The sequence below is a fragment of the Nocardioides sp. YIM 152315 genome, from assembly GCF_029210375.1.
Taxonomy (GTDB): Bacteria; Actinomycetota; Actinomycetes; order Propionibacteriales; family Nocardioidaceae; genus Nocardioides.
This window is the reverse complement of the sequence record NZ_JARGER010000013.1, coordinates 43,928-60,915: the sequence shown is the minus strand read 5'-3', so window position 1 is coordinate 60,915 and position 16,988 is coordinate 43,928. Positions and strand designations below refer to the sequence as shown.

Here is a 16,988-nt window from a genome sequence, read left to right as displayed (position 1 = left end):
TCGCCGTGCTGCGGTTTCATCAAGGGATGAAGGCGAAGCCACGCCTCCCGTGACGAACTCGCCGAGGGAGCCGCGGCTGCATCAAGGGATGAAGGCGAACCTCCGCCCGGGCCAGAATCCGTCCACAGGAGACGTGGCGACGGCGTACTCCACAACCAGCGGCCCGCAGTCGCCGCGACGAGGGCGCCGAGCGGCAGGGTGCCGGCATGGATCCGCTCCGTCTGCTCGTCACCGCCCAGGGCTTCTTCACGCGCGCCGAGGCTCGCGCGGTCGGCTACGGGGACCGCGACGTCGCGCGAGCGATGAGGTCCCGCACCTGGCACCGGATCCGACGTGGCTACTACACCTTCCTGGATGAGTGGACCGGCCTCGACCCGGTCGGCAGGCACGCCGCCACGGCCCGGGCCGTGGCTCACTCACTCGGTGACGCGGTCGCGCTCAGCCATGTCTCCGGACTGGTCGTGCACGGCGCTGACATCTGGGGCTGCGATCTCAGCCGGATCCACGTGACGCGCCTCGACGGTGGCGCCGGCCGGGTCGAGGGTGACGTGGTCCACCACGAAGGCAGGTGCATCGAGGGCGACGTGGTCGAGAGCGGCGGTCTCTCGGTGCTGCTGCCGGAACGCTGTGCGATCGAGACGGCGTCACGCACGACGAACGAGGTCGCGCTCGTCATCTTCGACGGAGTCCTCCGCGCGGGACACGTCGACCACGACGGGTTGTTCAGGCGGTTCGAGCTGATGGAGCACTGGCCTTACACGCAGCATCTCCACGTTCCCGTCCGCATGGCCGATGCGCGGGCCGCGTCGGTCGGCGAGTCTCGTGGGCGATGGCTGTTCCGTTGCTGTGGACTCCCCGCGCCGGTCCTCCAGTACGACGTGCGTTCGGCCTCCGGAGCGCTCCTCGGCACCTCGGACTGGGCGTGGCCCGACCACGGGCTGCTCGGTGAGTTCGACGGCAAGGTGAAGTACGGACGTCTGCTGAAGCCGGGGGAGACAGCCGCCGACGCGGTGTTTCGCGAGAAGGTTCGCGAGGACCAGCTGCGCGAGGCCACCGGAATGTCGATGGTGCGATTGGTGTGGCGCGACTACGACGCGCCGCAGGCCACCGGTGAGCGGGTCCGGTCGCGACTCCGTCGGCTCGCGTGAGAACGGCGACCGCGCCGCCCCGCGGCAACCGACTCGCGTCGCTTCACCTTCATCCCTTGATGAAGCCGCGCATCCCGCGGCGAGTTCATGGCGGGAAGCGAGGCTTCGCCTTCATCCCTTGATGAAACTGCAGGAGGGCGGGCCCCACACTCCCACCCGCCGCACCGCCTCAGATCCGCTCGAGCACCGTGCCGGTGGCCATGGCACCGCCGGCGCACATCGAGATGAGTGCGGTGGAGGCGTCGCGCCGCTCGAGCTCGTGCAGGGCCGTGGTGATCAGGCGGGTGCCGGTGGAGCCGACGGGGTGGCCGAGGGCGATCGCGCCGCCGTTCACGTTCACGCGGTCCAGGTCGACGTGGTGCTGGCCGGCCCAGGAGAGGACGACGGAGGCGAAGGCCTCGTTGACCTCGAAGAGGTCGAAGTCGGCGAGGGACATGCCGGTGCGGTCGAGGATCTTCCGGGTCGCCTGGATCGGTCCGTCCAGGTGGTAGTAGGGGTCGGAGCCGACCAGGCAGTGCGACACGATCCGCGCGCGCGGCTTCAGGCCGAGGGCGGCGGCGCGGTCGGAGTCCATGATCAGTACGGCGGAGGCGCCGTCGCTGATCTGCGAGGAGGTGCCGGCGGTGTGCAGGCCGTCGGGCAGCACCGGGCGGAGGGCGGCCAGGCCCTCGAGCGTGGTGTCGCGCAGGCCCTGGTCGGTGTCGACCAGCCGGGTCTCGCCGGTGTCGGCGCCGTCGGCGTCGAGCACGGGGGCGGCGACGGGGGAGATCTCGCGCTTGAACCGGCCCTCGTCGACGGCGACCCGTGCCTTCTGCTGCGACGCCAGGCCGAAGGCCTCGAGGTCGGCGCGCCCGAAGCCGCGGTGGCGCGCGATCCGGTCGGCGGCCTCGAACTGGTTGGGCATGTCGATGGACCAGTCGGCGGGCCGCGGGTCGCCGGTCCCGTCGGGCACGTTGGCCCCGAGCGGGATGCGCGTCATGGCCTCGACGCCGGCGGCGATCCCGATCTCGATGGTGCCGGCGGTGATCATGTCGTTGACCAGGTGGGCGGCCTGCTGCCCCGATCCGCACTGCGCGTCGACCATGGTGCCGCCGGTGTGCTGCGCGAGCCCGGCGTGCAGCCAGGCGCGGCGCACCATGCCGTTGGACTGCTCGCCGGCCTGGGTGACGCAGCCGGCCACGACCTGGTCGACGAGGTCGGAGTCGACGCCCCCGCGCGCGAGCACCTCGCGCATCGCGTGCCCGACGAGCACGGCGGGGTGCACGCCGGCCAGCCAGCCCCTCCTCCTGCCGAGCGGGGTGCGGACGGCGTCGATGATCACGGGAGTGCCCATGGGAGAAAACTAGAACACGTTCTCGACCCGGACAACTTCCCCTGCGTACCTTCGGTATGTAGTCTCTTGCCACTAGAACGTGTTCCAGCCAGCACTCAAGGGAGCTCACTGTGACCGCAACCGACGTCCTGCCGACGGGCTTCGACTTCACCGACCCCGACGTGAACCACCAGGCGATCCCGCACGACGAGTTCCGTGCCGCGCGCCAGCACCACCCCATCGTCTGGGTCGAGCAGGACGCGACGTGGCGCAGCGGCTTCACCGAGGAGTCGGGCACCGGCTACTACGCCGTGACCCGCCACGAGCACGTCGCGGCGATCTCCAAGGACAGCAGGAACTGGTCGACCTACGAGAACGGCGCGATCATCCGGTTCCCGACCGAGATGGCCCGCGAGCAGATCGAGCTCCAGCGCGTCATCCTGATCAACCAGGACCCGCCCGAGCACACGGCGACCCGCCAGATCGTCTCCCGCGGCTTCACCCCGCGCTCCATCGCCGAGCTCGAGGAGACGATGGTCAAGCGCGCCGCCCAGATCGTGAACGACGCCAAGGGCCGCGGCACCGGCAACTTCGTCGAGGACGTCGCCGCCGAGCTGCCGCTGCAGGCGATCGCCGACCTCATCGGCGTGCCCCAGGAGGACCGGCACAAGCTCTTCGACTGGTCCAACCAGATGCTCGCGGGGGAGGACCCCGACTACGCGGGCAACAACGACGTCGCGGCCGCGGAGATCCTCGGCTACTCGATGATGCTCGCCGCCGAACGGCAGGCGAACCCCCGCGACGACCTCATCACCAAGCTCATCAACGCCCACAAGGGCGAGCGCGGCCTCACCGACGACGAGTTCGGCTACTTCGTCATCCTGCTCACGGTCGCCGGCAACGAGACCACGCGCAACGCGATCACCCACGGCATGAACGCGTTCTTCGACAACCCCGAGCAGTGGGAGATCTGGAAGCGCGACCGCCCGGCGACGATGGTCGACGAGGTGGTCCGGTGGGCGACCCCGGTCAGCGTCTTCCAGCGCACCGCGCTCGACGACGTCGAGGTCGGCGGCGTGCAGTTCACGAAGGGCCAGCGCGCGGCGCTGTTCTACGCGAGCGCGAACTTCGACGAGGACGTCTTCGAGGACCCCTTCACGTTCGACATCCTGCGCGACCCGAACCCACAGCTCGGGTTCGGCGGCCACGGCGCGCACTACTGCCTCGGCGCCAACCTGGCCCGCCAGGAGATCCGGGTGATCTTCGACGCCCTCGCCGACCACGCACCCGACATCAGCCGGGTGGCTCCGCCCAGCCGCCTGCGCCACTCGTGGGTCAACGGGATCAAGGACCTGCAGGTCAGCTACGCGCGGTGAGCACGAGCGGGCCGTCTGCGGTGATGGCGACGGTGTGCTCCATGTGGGCGCCGCGTGAGCCGTCCTGGCTGCGCAGCGTCCATCCGTCCTCGTCGGTGTAGATCTCGTCGGTGGTGTGCAGGAACCACGGCTCGATCGCGATCACGAGGCCCGCACGCAGCTTGAGCCCGCGCCCCGCGCGGCCGTCGTTGGGGACGTGCGGCTCCCCGTGCATCGTGCGGCCGACGCCGTGCCCGCCGAACTGCAGGTTGACGCCGAGCCCGGCCGACCGCGCCACGTCGCCGATGGCGGCGGAGATGTCGCCGAGCCGGTTGCCGGGCTGCGCCTGGCCGATGCCGGCCTCGAGCGCGCGACCGGTGACCGCGATGAGCTCGAGGTCCTCGGGGCGCGGGGTGCCGACGACCACGCTGAGGGCGGAGTCGGCGACCCAGCCGCCGACGTTCGCGGCGAAGTCGACGGAGAGGAGGTCGCCGTCGCGGAGGACGTAGTCGTGGGGGAGCCCGTGCAGCACGGCGTCGTTGACCGAGGTGCAGAGCACCTTGCCGAACGGCGAGGCGCCGAACGACGGGTGGTAGTCGATGTAGCAGGACTCCGCGCCGCGGTCGCGGATCATCTTGTGGGCGAGCTCGTCGAGCTCGAGCAGGTTGACGCCCACGTCGGCCCGCTCGGCGAGCGCCGTGATCACCTCGGCCACGAAGCCGCCCGCCGGGCGCATCTGCTCGATCTGGGCTGGGGTGCGGAGCTCGATCATGGGGCGACCCTATCCGCGCCGGCGCTCGTCCCTCTGCTCAGGGCGGATCCGCCTCGGGCGGAAACGCTGGATCGCCGACACCCGGCGGCGAACGCTGGACGCATGAACGCACCAGCCACTCCCACCGGCACCCTCGACGACCAGCTGACCGCCCGGCTCATGCACCAACGCATCCTGGTGCTCGGCCAGGAGGTCGACGACGCCATCGCCAACCGGCTCTGCGCCGAGCTGCTCCTGCTCTCGGCCGAGGACCCGCACCGCGACATCAGCCTCTACATCAACTCACCCGGCGGATCCGTCAGTGCCGGGCTCGCGATCTACGACACCATGCGGCTGATCCCGAACGACGTCAGCACGCTCGCGATGGGCCTGGCGGCCAGCATGGGGCAGTTCCTGCTCTCGGCGGGCACGCCCGGCAAGCGGTACGCCCTGCCGCACTCGCGGGTCCTGCTCCACCAGGGCTCGGCGGGCCTCGGCGGCACCGCCGTGGACATCGAGATCCAGGCCGAGAACCTCGAGCACACCAAGAACGTGATGATCGGGCTGATCGCCGAGCACACCGGCCAGCCGCTGGAGGTGATCGAGCGGGACTCCCTGCGCGACCGGTGGTTCACCGCCGAGCAGGCGCGCGAGTACGGCTTCGTCGACCAGGTGCTGACCGACGTCGGCGCGGTGACGCCGGCCCGCACCGCCGCGGCGTTCGGAGTCGGCCGATGAAACACCCCACTCGATTCTCGTCCTCCTCCGCTTCGCTCCTCCGGCCAACAATCGATCGGGGACCCCGATGAGCCAGTACACGATCCCGAGCGTCGTCGAGACGACCCATCGCGGTGAGCGCGCCGTCGACATCTACAGCCGCCTGCTGACCGACCGCATCGTCTACCTGGGCACCGAGATCGACGACGGCGTCGCCAACGTCGTCATCGCCCAGCTGATCCACCTGGAGTCGGAGAGCCCGGACTCGCCGATCGACCTCTACCTCAACTCACCGGGCGGGTCGGTGACCGCGATGCTGGCGATCTACGACGCGATGCAGTTCATCCGGTCCGAGGTCGGCACGACGTGCGTCGGCCAGGCGGCGTCGTCGGCCGCGGTGCTGCTCGCGGCGGGCGCCCCGGGCCGGCGGACGGTGCTGCCCCACGCGCGGGTCGTGCTGCACCAGCCCTCGGGCGGCGGCCAGGGCACGCTGCCGGATCTCGCGGTCCAGGCCAAGGAGATGGCCCGGGTGCGGGCCGAGATGGAGCGGATCCTGTCGCACCACACGGGGCGGAGCGTCGAGCAGGTGCGCGACGACACCGACCGCGACCTGGTGCTGGCGGCCGAGGACGCCGTGGCCTACGGGATCGTCGACGAGATCCTGGACAGCCGCAAGCGCCCCGCCGCCTGAGGGTCAGGCCGCGAGGCAGACCGGGCCGGTCACCGTGCCGGAGGAGAGCCGGCGGCTGACGCGCGTGGTCAGGTCGACCAGCCGCAGGCCGAGCGCTCCCGTGACCGCGCCGAGGACCTCGGAGCTCGGCTCCTTCAGCCCGCGCTCGACCTCGGAGAGGTACTGCGTCGACACCCCGGCCGTCCCCGCCACGTCGGCGAGGGTGCGGCCCGACGTACGCCGCTCCTCGCGCAGCTCGTGGCCGACGGCCTCGCGCCACAGCGGCTCGGGCTCGGGCGTGCGGGCCGGCTCGGGGCGGGGCGGGAATGCGAGGACGTCACCCATGTGCCGACGATACGACCCCGCCCCGCCGTCGCCGGCCCGCGTTCGCGGCGAGCGAACGCCGCGTCGACGGCCGCCGGGGCTCAGTTGGTGGGCTTCTCCGACCCGACCACCCACATCGCGAAGAACTGCGAGCCACCGCCGTACGCGTGACCCAGGGCGCGGCGGGCGCCGTCGACCTGGTGGTCGCCAGCCGCGCCGCGCACCTGGAGCGCGGCCTCGCCGAAGCGGAGCATGCCGGAGGCGCCGATCGGGTTCGACGACAGCACGCCGCCCGAGCAGTTGACCGGGATCCGGCCGTCCATCGCCGTGGCGCCGGACTCGGTGAGCCGCCAGCCGGCGCCCACCTCGGCGAAGCCGAGCGACTCCAGCCACATCGGCTCGAACCAGGAGAAGGGGACGTAGATCTCGGCCGCGTCGATCTCGTCGACCGGGCTGGTGATCCCGGCCTGCTTCCACAGCGCGGCCGCGGCGTCGCGGGATGCCTGCGGGTTGACCTGGTCGCGCTCGGCGGCAGTCGTCGCCTCGGAGCGCATGACGGTGCCGTGGATCCAGGCCGGGTTCGGCGAGGCGGCGGCGACGTCCTCGTCGACGATCACCAGCGCGCACGCGCCATCGGAGGACGGGCAGGTCTCGTCGTACCGGATCGGGTCCCACAGCATCTGCGAGGCCAGCACGGACTCGACGGTGGTGTCGGGGTTCTTCAGGTGCGCGTAGGGGTTCTTCAGCGCGTTCTGCCGGTCCTTCGCGGCCACGATCGCGCCGACGTGGGTCGGCGCCTCGGAGCGGCGGATGTAGGAGCGCACGTGCGGAGCGAAGTAGCCGCCCGCACCGGCGTGCACCGGCATGTTGAACGGCAGCGGCACCGACAGCGCCCACATCGCGTTGGACTCCGACTGCTTCTCGAAGGAGACCGTCAGCACCCGCTTGTGCACGCCGGCCTGCACGAGCGACGACGCGACGATGGCGGTCGAGCCGCCCACGGAGCCGGCGGTGTGCACCCGCAGGAGGGGCTTGCCGGCCGCGCCGAGCGACTCGGCGAGGAACAGCTCGGGCATCATCACGCCCTCGAAGAGGTCGGGCGCCTTGCCGACCACGATGGCGTCGATGTCGTCGAGCGACATGTGCGCGTCGGCGAGCGCGCGATCCATCGCCTCGCGGCACAGGCCGGCCATCGAGACGTCCTCGCGCTTGGCCCGGTGGTGGGTCTGACCCACGCCGACCACGGCGGCCGGTTGCTTGGCCATCAGTTCCTCGCCCCTTCGGTAGTAGAGCCCAGCACGCAGAGCAGGTTCTGTTGCAGGGCAGGTCCGGAGGTCGCGTGACCCACGGCCCTCTCGATCTCGCCGGACCAGATCCGGGCGGCGGCCTCGCCGATCCGGATGCCGCCACCGGAGAACATCGGGTTGCTGGTGAGCGCCCCGCCCGACGGGTTGACGCGCACGTCGTCGGCCAGCCCGAGCTCGCGGCGCAGGATCAGCTCCTGGTGGCTGAACGGTGCGTGCAGCTCGGCGACCTCGACGCCGGAGAGGTCCACGTCGGCGGCAGCCCTCGCGGTCGACGGCGAGCGGGTGAGGTCGCGGGTGCCCATGCTCATCGGATCGATGAAGTGGGACAGCCCGCTGATCCAGGCCGGCCTCTCGCGCACGTCGCGCGCCCGGTCGCCGGCCGCGAGCACGAGGGCCGCGGCCCCGTCGGTGACGGGGGAGCAGTCGTGCTTGCGCAGCGGGTCGGCGTACATCGGCCGGGCCAGCAGCTCCTCGACCGACGAGCCGCCCTTGCGGATGGAGTGCTCGTTCTTCTCCGCGTCGGTCAGCGAGCGGTTGGCGACCTCGGCCATGGCGGCCTCGTCCCACACGCCCGCGTCGATCCCGACGCGCGCCTGCAGCGCCGCGAGCGACACGGTGTCGGGCCACAGCGGCGTCATCGTGTACGGCTCCAGCTGGAGGCTCAGCGACCGTCGCAGCACGCCGGCGGAGGACTTGCCGAAGGCGTAGACGAGCGCGGTGTCGACCTCGCCGGTCTGGATCTTCAGCCAGGCCTCGTACATCGCCCACGCGAGGTCCATCTCCACGTGGGACTCGTTGACCGGCGGGATGACGCCGATCGCGTCCACGGCCTGGACGAACGAGAACGACCGCCCCGCCAGGTAGTCGCTCGACCCCGAGCACCAGAACCCGACGTCCCGGCGGGTCCATCCGGTCTGCTCGTAGCACTCGGCGAGCAGTGGCACGAGCAGCTCGACACAGGTCGGTGAGCCGTCGAACTCGGGCATCTGTCGCTGGGCGAACCCGACGACTGCAACGTCTCTCATCTCTCGCCTCTCGGTTCCGGGTCAGAGGTGGTGCTTGTAGGCGTCGTAGTCGGCGTCCGGATCGCCGGTCGGCTCGAAGTGGTCGATGTTCTCCAGCGAGTACGTCCACTCCTCACGCGGCTTCCAGACCGCCTTGACCCGCATTCCCATCCGCACCTCCGCGGCCGGGACGCCCAGGATCAGGTGCAGGACGGCGATGTCCGCGCCGTCGAGCAGCACGTACGCCGAGACGTACGGCGGCGTGATCTTCTGGCCGAGGAACGGCACGTTCACGATGCAGAAGGTCGTGATGGTGCCGGTCTGCGAGACCTCGACCTCCTCCGCCGTCGGCGTGCCGTCGGTCGGACAGGCGCTCCGCGGCGGCACGTAGACCTTCTGGCACGTGGGACAACGCTGGCCGACGATGCGGCCCTCGTTGAGCCCGCGGTAGAACGCGCTCTCCTCGGGGCTCGCGGCGTACAGGTAGTCCAGCGACACGGGCACGATGACCCCGGTCACCGGATCGATGGTCGAGGAAGGCGCGCTGGCGCCTGTCTCGAAACCACCGTCGGTCGCGGGCTCGAAGCACGCGATGTCGGTGATCGACCCGACCCGCTCCTCGGCCCAGCGCACCTGCACGCGCATGCCGGTCGACACCTCGCCGACGGACGACACGTCGAGCGCGTGCAGCATCGGGACGTCGGCGCCGTCCAGGGTGACGAGGACGAACGCGAACGGCCGGTCGAACGGCTGGTCCTTCACCGGCTCCGGCACCCAGGTCCACGAGGCGACCGTCCCCGTCGGCGCGACCTCGACGAACTCCGCTACGGGGTCGTGCGTCACGGGGTCGAACTCCGGGGGCGGGACGACGACCTTGCCCTCCGAGGTGCGACCGCCGATCACCCGGCCGTCACGGAGCCCGGTGAGGAACCGACCGAGCACCGGCCCGGTCGAGCGGGTGTAGTCGAACGCGACGGTGACCGGGGCTGACAGTGAACGTGTCATGGTCCGAAAGTAGAACACGTTCTACACTTCGACAAGGTCAGTGACCGGCATGTGGCCTCTGGAAGGATGTGGAACATGAAGCTCGGACTCCAGCTCGGCTACTGGGGCGCGCAGCCCCCACAGGGCGTCGCGGAGCTCGTCTCCGCGGCGGAGGAGGCGGGCTTCGACGCCGTCTTCGCCGCCGAGGCGTGGGGGAGCGACGCGTTCACGCCGCTGGCCTGGTGGGGCCGCGAGACGTCCCGGATCGGGCTCGGCACGTCGATCGTGCAGATGTCGGGGCGGGCGCCGACGTCGATCGCGATGCACGTGATGACGCTCGACCACCTGTCGGGCGGCCGCGTGATCCTCGGGATGGGCGTGAGTGGCCCGCAGGTCGTGGAGGGCTGGTACGGCCAGCCCTTCGGCAAGCCGCTGGCGCGCACCCGCGAGGTCGTCGACATCATCCGCAAGGTGCTCGCCCGCGAGGCTCCGGTCACCAACGACGGCCCGCACTACCCGCTGCCGTTCCGCGGCGACAATTCCGTCGGTCTCGGCAAGCCGCTCAAGCCGATCGTGCACCCGCTCCGCTCCGACGTCCCGATCTGGCTCGGCGCGGAGGGCCCGAAGAACGTCGCCCAGACCGCCGAGATCGCCGACGGCTGGATCCCGATCTTCTACACGCCGAAGTCGGCCGGCATGTACCGGCCGTGGCTCGACGAGGGCTTCGCGAGACCCGGCGCCCGGCACTCCGCACCCTGGACGGACGGCTCCGACTTCGAGATCGCCGCCACCTGCCACCTCCAGGTCGTGGACAGCGCCGAGGAGAAGGCCGCCGTGCTCGACGCGATGCGGCCCTTCGTCTCGCTCTACATGGGCGGGATGGGCGCCAAGGAGGCGAACTTCCACAACCAGGTCTTCGTGCGGATGGGCTACGAGGACCTCGCGGCCGAGGTGCAGAAGCTCTACCTCGGTGGCGAGAAGGACCGCGCCACCGCGCTCATCCCCGACGAGCTGGTCGACGACATGCACATCGTCGGCACCGCCGGCGAGGTGAAGGAGCGGGTCGCCCAGTGGGAGGAGACCGGGGTGACGACGCTGTTGCTCAGCTGCCGCTCGGCCGACGAGGTCCGCTCGATCGCCGAGCTGTTGGCGTGACGCCTGCGTGGGTATAGGCCACGCATGCATCTCACGCGCATCTCGGGCCCCGCGGCCGTCGTGCTGGTCGCGGCGGTCGTCCTGGCCGGCGCTCCCGCCGGCGGCGCCGCGGCGGCCGGCCCCTCCCACTCCCACGTCCACTACAGCGACGGCGAGCCGCGCAACGCCCGGCTGAGCATCCCGTCGATCGGGATCCACCGCCTCAAGGTGGTCGCCTACCGGGGCAAGACCGACGACGCGCCGGGCACGCGGATCCAGAACCGCGGCATCGCGGCGAGCTCGCACGGGCCCCACGGCGGCACCGGCCCCGGCGGCATCGGCAACTACCAGGTGGCCGCGCACCGTACGTCGCACGGCGGGATCTTCCGGCGTACGCCGTCGCTGGACCGGCACGACAAGGTCTTCGTCGACAGCGGGCGTTGGCGCTACGTCTACCGGATCATCAAGACGCGGTGGGTCTCCTTCAGGTCCGCCGAGTCCCTGCGCAAGCAGCGCGCGGCAGTGCCGGGCAAGCCGTGGAAGGAGCCGACCCGCGGATTCGTCACGGTGACCACCTGCGCGACGCCCGAGGACCACGCGCGCGGCAACTTCTGGACCGATCGGTTCGGCAATCCCGAGCACCGGATCGACAAGATCGGCATCCTGGTCAAGCGGACCGACCGGCCGCCGCGGCACGGCGGCTGAGAGCGAGGATTGCCCCGTCATAGAACACGTTCTAGTCTCGGGTCCCATGACGGCAGACATGCGAGTCGGGACCCACAACGGCCACCTCATGGTGTCGGCGCTCAAGCGGCACCGCGACAAGCCGGTCATGCACCTCGGCGACGCGACGATCACCGGCCGCGAGGCCGGCGAGCGGATGAGCCAGTACGTCCAGGCGTTCGAGGCGCTCGGCGCCGGCCGCGGCACCGCCGGCGCTCTGCTCGCCCTCAACCGGCCCGAGGTGCTCTTCGTCCTCGGCGCCGGCCAGACGCAGGGCCACCGTCGCAGCTCGCTGCACCCGCTGGGCTCGCTGGAGGACCACGCGTACGTCATCAACGACGCGGAGATCACCTCGCTGACCATCGACCCGGTGCCGATGTTCGTCGAGCGCGCGCTCGGGCTGCTCGAGCGCTGTCCCAAGCTGGAGAAGGTGCTGACGCTCGGGCCGGTGCCCGAGGAGCTCTCGCACGTGGGTCACGACCTGGTCGCCGCGGCCGCGTCGTTCGACCCCCTCCCGCTCGTGGCCGAGACGCTCGACCCCGACCACGTCGTCTCGATCACCTACACCGGGGGCACCACCGGCAGGCCGAAGGGCGTCATCGGCCTCTCGCGGCAGATGAACACGATGACCCAGATCCAGATGGCCGAGTGGGAGTGGCCGGAGTCGCCGCGCTTCCTCATGTGCACCCCGCTCTCCCACGCGGGCGCGGCGTTCTTCGTGCCGACGGTGCTCAAGGGCGGATGCCTGTACGTGCTCGGCAAGTTCGACCCGGCCGAGGTGCTGCGGACGATCGAGGAGCAGCGGATCACCGCCACCATGCTGGTGCCGTCGATGCTCTACGCGCTCATGGACCACCCGGACAGCCGGACCCGCGACCTGTCGTCGCTCGAGACCGTCTACTACGGCGCGTCCGCCATCAACCCGGTGCGGCTCAAGGAGGCGATCGACCGCTTCGGGCCGATCTTCGCCCAGTACTACGGCCAGTCCGAGGCGCCGATGGCGATCACCTACTTCGCCAAGGAGGACCACGTCGGCGACGAGCGCCGACTCGCCTCGTGCGGTCGCCCGTCCGCCTTCATCCGCACGGCGCTGCTCGGCGAGGACGGCAAGCCGGTGCCGGTCGGCGAGCCGGGGGAGATCTGCGTGGCCGGCCCGCTGCTGGCCGGCGGCTACTGGAACCTGCCCGACGAGACCGCCCAGACCTTCCGAGACGGCTGGATGCACACCGGCGACGTCGCGCGCGAGGACGAGGACGGCTTCTGGTACATCGTCGACCGCACCAAGGACATGATCGTCACCGGCGGCTTCAACGTCTTCCCGCGCGAGGTCGAGGACGTCGTCGCCGAGCACCCTGCGGTCGCCCAGGTGGGCGTCATCGGCACCCCGCACGAGAAGTTCGGCGAGGCGGTCACCGCGATCGTCGTCCTGCGCTCCGACGCTCCGCGCGACGACGAGTCGGTCGCGGCCATGACCACCGAGATCCAGCAGATGGTCAAGGACCGCAAGGGCTCCGTGCAGTCGCCCAAGCAGGTCATCGTCGCCGACACCCTGCCGCTCACCGGCCTCGGCAAGCCCGACAAGAAGGCGCTGCGCGCGCAGTTCTGGACCGGCGACCGCGCCGTCGGCTGACGCCGCCGGGAGTTCCGGCACGTCGTTGCGGGTACGACGTGGCACATGCCCCTCCGCAACGGTGCGCACGGCTACGGCGCCGTCACCAAGGCGCTGCACTGGGTGACCGTGCTCGCCGTGGCGACCCAGTTCGTCATCGGCTACACGATGGAGGCCGACGACGGTGGCCACGGGCGCGGCCGGGGGCGCGGTCGCGGGGGAGACGACGACGGCAGTGGCCGCGGTCGCGGGCGGGGACGTGGCGGCGACGACGAGGACGAGGGCCTCGGAGTCCTCGACGGCGGCTTCGACCTGCTCGACCTGCACGTGGTGCTCGGCCTGACGATCCTGGCGCTGGCCGTCACCCGCGTGGTGTGGCGCGCCACGACACCGCTGCCGCCGTGGGACGACCGGCTGACGCCCGCGAACCAGCGCGTCGTGCACGCCACCGAGGTCGCGCTGCTGACCCTGCTCTTCGTCGTACCGCTGACCGGCCTCGCGCTGGTCGTGGGGGAGGACGACCTGCTGCCCCTGCACGTCGCCGCGCACGTCGCCTTCTTCGTGGCGCTGGCCGCGCACCTCGCGATGGTGCTCGGCAGACGACTGCTGCCGCGGATGCTCTGACCGCGTCGAGCCCCGCGACCGGTGGGTGCGCTCCCACCGGTCGGGTTTCGAAAATGGCCGTCTGGTGGAAATCGTTATCGACAACGATTGACACGCCCGGGGCCGGGTGACACCTTTCCGGCATCGTGTGACGTGCGCCGCACCGGTGTGCGCCTGAGCGGAAGGGTTACGAATGAGGTCGAAGACTCGTGGCGCGGCGCTGGCCGCGCTCTGTGCCGGCGCGATGCTGGTCGCGACGGCCTGCGGCTCCGACGACGACTCGTCGGAGAGCGGCGACGCCACCACGATCACCTGGTGGCACAACTCGAACAACGAACCGGGCATGGGCTACTACGAGCAGGTCGCGAAGGACTTCGAGGCCGACCACCCCGGTGTGAAGATCGAGATCAGCGCCATGGCCCACGAGGACATGGTCGACAAGCTGGACGCGGCGTTCCAGGCGGGCGACATCCCGGACGTCTACATGGAGCGCGGCGGGGGCGAGCTCGCCGACCACGTCGAGGCCGGCATGGTCAAGGACATCTCGGACTCGGCCGCGGAGGAGATCGAGAAGATCGGCGGCTCCGCCGGCGGCTGGCAGATCGACGGCCGGACCTACGGCCTGCCGTACTCCATCGGCGTGGTGGGCTTCTGGTACAACACCGAGCTGTTCGAGCAGGCCGGCATCACCGAGCCCCCGGCCACCATGGACGACCTCATCGCCGACGTCGGCAAGCTTCAGGACGCGGGCATCACGCCGATCTCGGTCGGTGCCGGCGACAAGTGGCCCGCGGCGCACTACTGGTACTACGGCGCCCTTCGCGCCTGCCCCTCCGACGTGCTCAAGGACGCGGTCACCAGCCTCGACTTCTCCGACGCGTGCTTCGTCAAGGCCGGCGAGATCGTCGAGCAGCTGCTCGCGGCCGAGCCCTTCAACAAGGGATTCCTGACCACCAAGGCACAGGAGGGTGCGACCTCCGCGTCGGGCCTGCTCGCCACGGGCAAGGTCGCCATGGAGCTCGCGGGCCACTGGGAGCCCGGCGTGATGCAGGGCATCACCGAGGACGGCAAGGGACTCGGCGACCGGACCGGGTGGTTCCCGTTCCCGACGGTCGAGGGCGGCCAGGGCGACCCGGCCGACGCGCTGGGCGGCGGCGACGCCTGGGCGGTCGCCGAGGAGGCTCCGGACGAGGCGGTCGAGTTCGCGCGGTACCTGCTCTCCGACGAGGTGCAGACCGGCTTCGCCGAGAACGACATGGGCCTGCCGACCAACCCGGCCGCGGGAGACGCGGTCAAGGACCCGGCCCTGGCCGGGCTGCTCGAGGTGCGCGACGCGGCGCCGTTCGTGCAGCTCTACTTCGACACCGCCTTCGGCACCTCCGTGGGCGGCGCCATGAACGACGAGATCGCGCTGCTCTTCGCGGGGGAGGCGTCGCCGCAGGACGTCGTCGACGCGACCCAGGCGGCAGCGGACATGGAGCAGTGAGCTGAGCGTGACGGACCGGGGCGCCGCGACCGACGCGGTGCCCGTCGACCCCCAGGAGGCCACCCGGCGCGAGGAACCGCGCCGGGTGGCTCCCCGGCCCGTGGGCTCCGGCTGGCGCCAGCGGCTCGAGATCGCGTTCTTCGTGACCCCCGCGCTGGCGCTGATGGCGGTGTTCGTCGTCTGGCCGGTCGTCTCGGCCGTGCGGATGTCGTTCTTCCGCTGGAAGGGCTTCGGCCCGATGGACGACTTCGTGGGCTGGTCCAACTACGACCTGGTGCTCCACGACGAGGTCTTCCGCGACGCCGTCGCGCACAACTTCACCATCGTCGTCCTGTCGATCGTCGTCCAGCTCCCGCTGGGTCTCGGGGTCGCGCTGCTCCTGAACCGGAGGATCCGTGCCCGGGGCCTGCTCCGGACGATCGTGTTCGTGCCCTACGTGCTCGCCGAGGTGATCGCGGGCGTCGTCTGGTACCAGCTGCTCCAGCCGGAGTCCGGCGTCGTCGACGGGCTCGTTCGCGCGGTCGGCCTGACGCCGCCCGACCAGGGCTTCCTCGGCACCCCGGACCTCGCGCTGTGGACGGTCTTCGTCGTGCTGACCTGGAAGTACCTCGGCCTGGCGATCCTGCTGTTCCTGGCCGGACTCCAGGGCGTGCCCGACGAGCTCTACGAGGCGGCGCAGCTCGACGGCGCCGGCTGGTGGCAGGTGCAGCGCCGCATCGCGATCCCGCTGCTGGCGCCGACGATCCGCACCTGGTGCTTCCTGTCGATGATCGGCTCGCTGCAGCTCTTCGACATGGTCTGGATCCTGACCGGCGGCGGGCCGGCCAACGCGACCACGACGATGGCCACGTACCTGGTCAGCCAGGGCACGCAGCGCCACAACTACGGGATCGCGGGCGCGGCCTCGGTCATCCTGTTCGTGGTCGGGTTCGTGATGGCGCTGGCCTACCAGGTCTTCGTGCTACGGCGTGACACTGCGGTGGAGAGGTGAGGAGTCGATGAGCTCCGGACGCACGCGCGAGCGCGCGAAGCCGTTCGGGTCGGGGGGACCGCTGGTCTACCTGCTGGCCCTGATGGCCGTGATCGTGACCCTCGGGCCGGTGGTGTACGGCGCGCTGGGCGGGTTCCGCAGCAACGAGCAGCTCGCGAGCGACCCGTCCGGGCTGCCGGACCCGTGGGTCTGGTCCAACTACCAGCACGTGCTCACCAACGCCGAGTTCTGGCAGTACGCCCTGAACTCGACGATCGTCGCGGTCGTCACGACGGTCGTGGCGGTGCTCTTCGGCGTGATGGCGGCGTACCCGCTGGCGCGCTACCGGTTCCGCGGCCGCGAGCCCCTCTTCATGGTGTTCGTGCTCGGGCTGCTGTTCCCCGCGGCGGTCGCGATCATCCCGCTCTTCATCCTGGTCACCCGCGACCTCGGGATGGGCAACACCTACTGGGGGGTGGCGCTGCCGCAGGCGGCGTTCGCGCTGCCGCTGACGGTCGTGATCCTGCGGCCGTTCCTGATGGCGATGCCGCGCGAGCTCGAGGAGGCGGCCCTGATCGACGGCGCCTCCCGGATCGGGATCTTCTGGCGACTGGCCGTCCCGCTGTCGGCGCCGGCGCTGGTGACCGTGGGGGTCCTGGCGTTCGTCGCGTCGTGGAACGCCTACCTGCTGCCGCTGCTGCTCCTGCAGGACGACATGCGCACGCTGCCGCTGGGCGTCGCAGACTACTCGAGCGAGCACTCGTCGGACACGGCCGGCGTGCTCGCGTTCACCACGCTCGCCATGATCCCCGCGCTGCTGCTCTTCCTGGCGATGCAGCGCCGCATCGTCAGCGGCCTGCAGGGTGCGGTCAAGGGATGACGGAGCGAGGA

General features: G+C 71.0%; 17 protein-coding genes. 11 read left to right on the top strand and 6 right to left on the bottom strand.

Translation table 11 applies throughout. The annotated features are described in order from the left end of the window. The first annotated feature begins 206 nt into the window (after positions 1-206). Complete coding sequence (locus PZ894_RS03325; protein ID WP_275742457.1) at positions 207-1,148, top strand: type IV toxin-antitoxin system AbiEi family antitoxin domain-containing protein; 942 nt, start codon at positions 207-209, stop codon at positions 1,146-1,148. 169 nt (positions 1,149-1,317) lie between these two features. Here the strand turns inward: PZ894_RS03325 and PZ894_RS03320 are convergent, their stop codons facing one another. Then, positions 1,318-2,481 (bottom strand): steroid 3-ketoacyl-CoA thiolase, encoded by a 1,164-nt coding sequence (locus PZ894_RS03320; RefSeq protein ID WP_275742455.1) that lies wholly within the window; start codon positions 2,479-2,481, stop codon positions 1,318-1,320. A 110-nt stretch (positions 2,482-2,591) separates the two neighbouring features. On the opposite strand from PZ894_RS03320, the gene PZ894_RS03315 reads away from it, so the two are divergent. After that, complete coding sequence (locus PZ894_RS03315; RefSeq protein ID WP_275742453.1) at positions 2,592-3,836, top strand: cytochrome P450; 1,245 nt, start codon at positions 2,592-2,594, stop codon at positions 3,834-3,836. Here the strand turns inward: PZ894_RS03315 and map are convergent. Next, positions 3,820-4,587, bottom strand: coding sequence for a type I methionyl aminopeptidase (gene map / locus PZ894_RS03310; protein WP_275742451.1), 768 nt, complete (start codon positions 4,585-4,587; stop codon positions 3,820-3,822). The genes PZ894_RS03315 and map overlap by 17 nt on opposite strands. A 102-nt stretch (positions 4,588-4,689) precedes the next feature. Here map and PZ894_RS03305 point away from each other — a divergent pair, with 102 nt between their 5' ends. Both PZ894_RS03305 and PZ894_RS03300 read left to right on the top strand, forming a co-directional pair. Continuing rightward, entirely contained in the window at positions 4,690-5,304 is a 615-nt protein-coding gene (locus PZ894_RS03305; protein WP_275742449.1) for an ATP-dependent Clp protease proteolytic subunit, read from the top strand. Positions 5,305-5,371: 67 nt separating this feature from the next. Further along, positions 5,372-5,974, top strand: coding sequence for an ATP-dependent Clp protease proteolytic subunit (locus PZ894_RS03300; RefSeq protein ID WP_275742447.1), 603 nt, complete (start codon positions 5,372-5,374; stop codon positions 5,972-5,974). Positions 5,975-5,977: 3 nt separating this feature from the next. Here PZ894_RS03300 and PZ894_RS03295 read toward each other — a convergent pair whose 3' ends face one another. From PZ894_RS03295 to PZ894_RS03280, 4 genes are all read right to left on the bottom strand, one after another. After that, on the bottom strand, positions 5,978-6,298 hold the full coding sequence (locus PZ894_RS03295) for a helix-turn-helix transcriptional regulator (RefSeq protein WP_275742445.1): 321 nt from the start codon (positions 6,296-6,298) through the stop codon (positions 5,978-5,980). 80 nt (positions 6,299-6,378) lie between these two features. Next, entirely contained in the window at positions 6,379-7,542 is a 1,164-nt protein-coding gene (locus PZ894_RS03290; RefSeq protein WP_275742444.1) for a thiolase domain-containing protein, read from the bottom strand. After that, the gene (locus PZ894_RS03285; protein ID WP_275742442.1) at positions 7,542-8,609 is read right to left on the bottom strand and encodes a thiolase domain-containing protein; all 1,068 of its coding nucleotides are present in this window, start codon (positions 8,607-8,609) and stop codon (positions 7,542-7,544) included. The genes PZ894_RS03290 and PZ894_RS03285 overlap by 1 nt, the downstream gene beginning before the upstream one ends. Positions 8,610-8,630: 21 nt before the next feature. After that, positions 8,631-9,593: an OB-fold nucleic acid binding domain-containing protein gene (locus PZ894_RS03280; protein WP_275742439.1), complete on the bottom strand. Its 963-nt coding sequence runs from the start codon at positions 9,591-9,593 to the stop codon at positions 8,631-8,633. A 75-nt stretch (positions 9,594-9,668) separates the two neighbouring features. Between PZ894_RS03280 and PZ894_RS03275 the strand changes: the two genes are divergently transcribed. The 7 genes from PZ894_RS03275 (at position 9,669) to PZ894_RS03245 (ending at position 16,977) form a co-directional block, all read left to right on the top strand. Continuing rightward, on the top strand, positions 9,669-10,727 hold the full coding sequence (locus tag PZ894_RS03275; RefSeq protein WP_275742437.1) for an LLM class F420-dependent oxidoreductase: 1,059 nt from the start codon (positions 9,669-9,671) through the stop codon (positions 10,725-10,727). A gap of 24 nt (positions 10,728-10,751) precedes the next feature. Next, the gene (locus tag PZ894_RS03270) at positions 10,752-11,411 is read left to right on the top strand and encodes a sortase (RefSeq protein WP_275742436.1); all 660 of its coding nucleotides are present in this window, start codon (positions 10,752-10,754) and stop codon (positions 11,409-11,411) included. A 46-nt stretch (positions 11,412-11,457) separates the two neighbouring features. Next, positions 11,458-13,059, top strand: a complete 1,602-nt coding sequence (gene fadD8, locus PZ894_RS03265) for a fatty-acid--CoA ligase FadD8 (RefSeq protein ID WP_275742434.1) — start codon at positions 11,458-11,460, stop codon at positions 13,057-13,059. A 45-nt stretch (positions 13,060-13,104) separates the two neighbouring features. Continuing rightward, on the top strand, positions 13,105-13,662 hold the full coding sequence (locus tag PZ894_RS03260; RefSeq protein ID WP_275742432.1) for a cytochrome b/b6 domain-containing protein: 558 nt from the start codon (positions 13,105-13,107) through the stop codon (positions 13,660-13,662). Between the two features lie 172 nt (positions 13,663-13,834). Beyond that, positions 13,835-15,127, top strand: a complete 1,293-nt coding sequence (locus PZ894_RS03255) for an extracellular solute-binding protein (protein ID WP_275742430.1) — start codon at positions 13,835-13,837, stop codon at positions 15,125-15,127. 7 nt (positions 15,128-15,134) lie between these two features. Then, positions 15,135-16,118 carry a sugar ABC transporter permease gene (locus PZ894_RS03250; RefSeq protein WP_275742428.1) on the top strand — a complete coding sequence of 328 codons (984 nt, stop codon included), beginning with the start codon at positions 15,135-15,137 and terminating at the stop codon, positions 16,116-16,118. A gap of 7 nt (positions 16,119-16,125) precedes the next feature. Next, positions 16,126-16,977, top strand: a complete 852-nt coding sequence (locus tag PZ894_RS03245; protein ID WP_275742426.1) for a carbohydrate ABC transporter permease — start codon at positions 16,126-16,128, stop codon at positions 16,975-16,977. Positions 16,978-16,988: the final 11 nt, after the last annotated feature.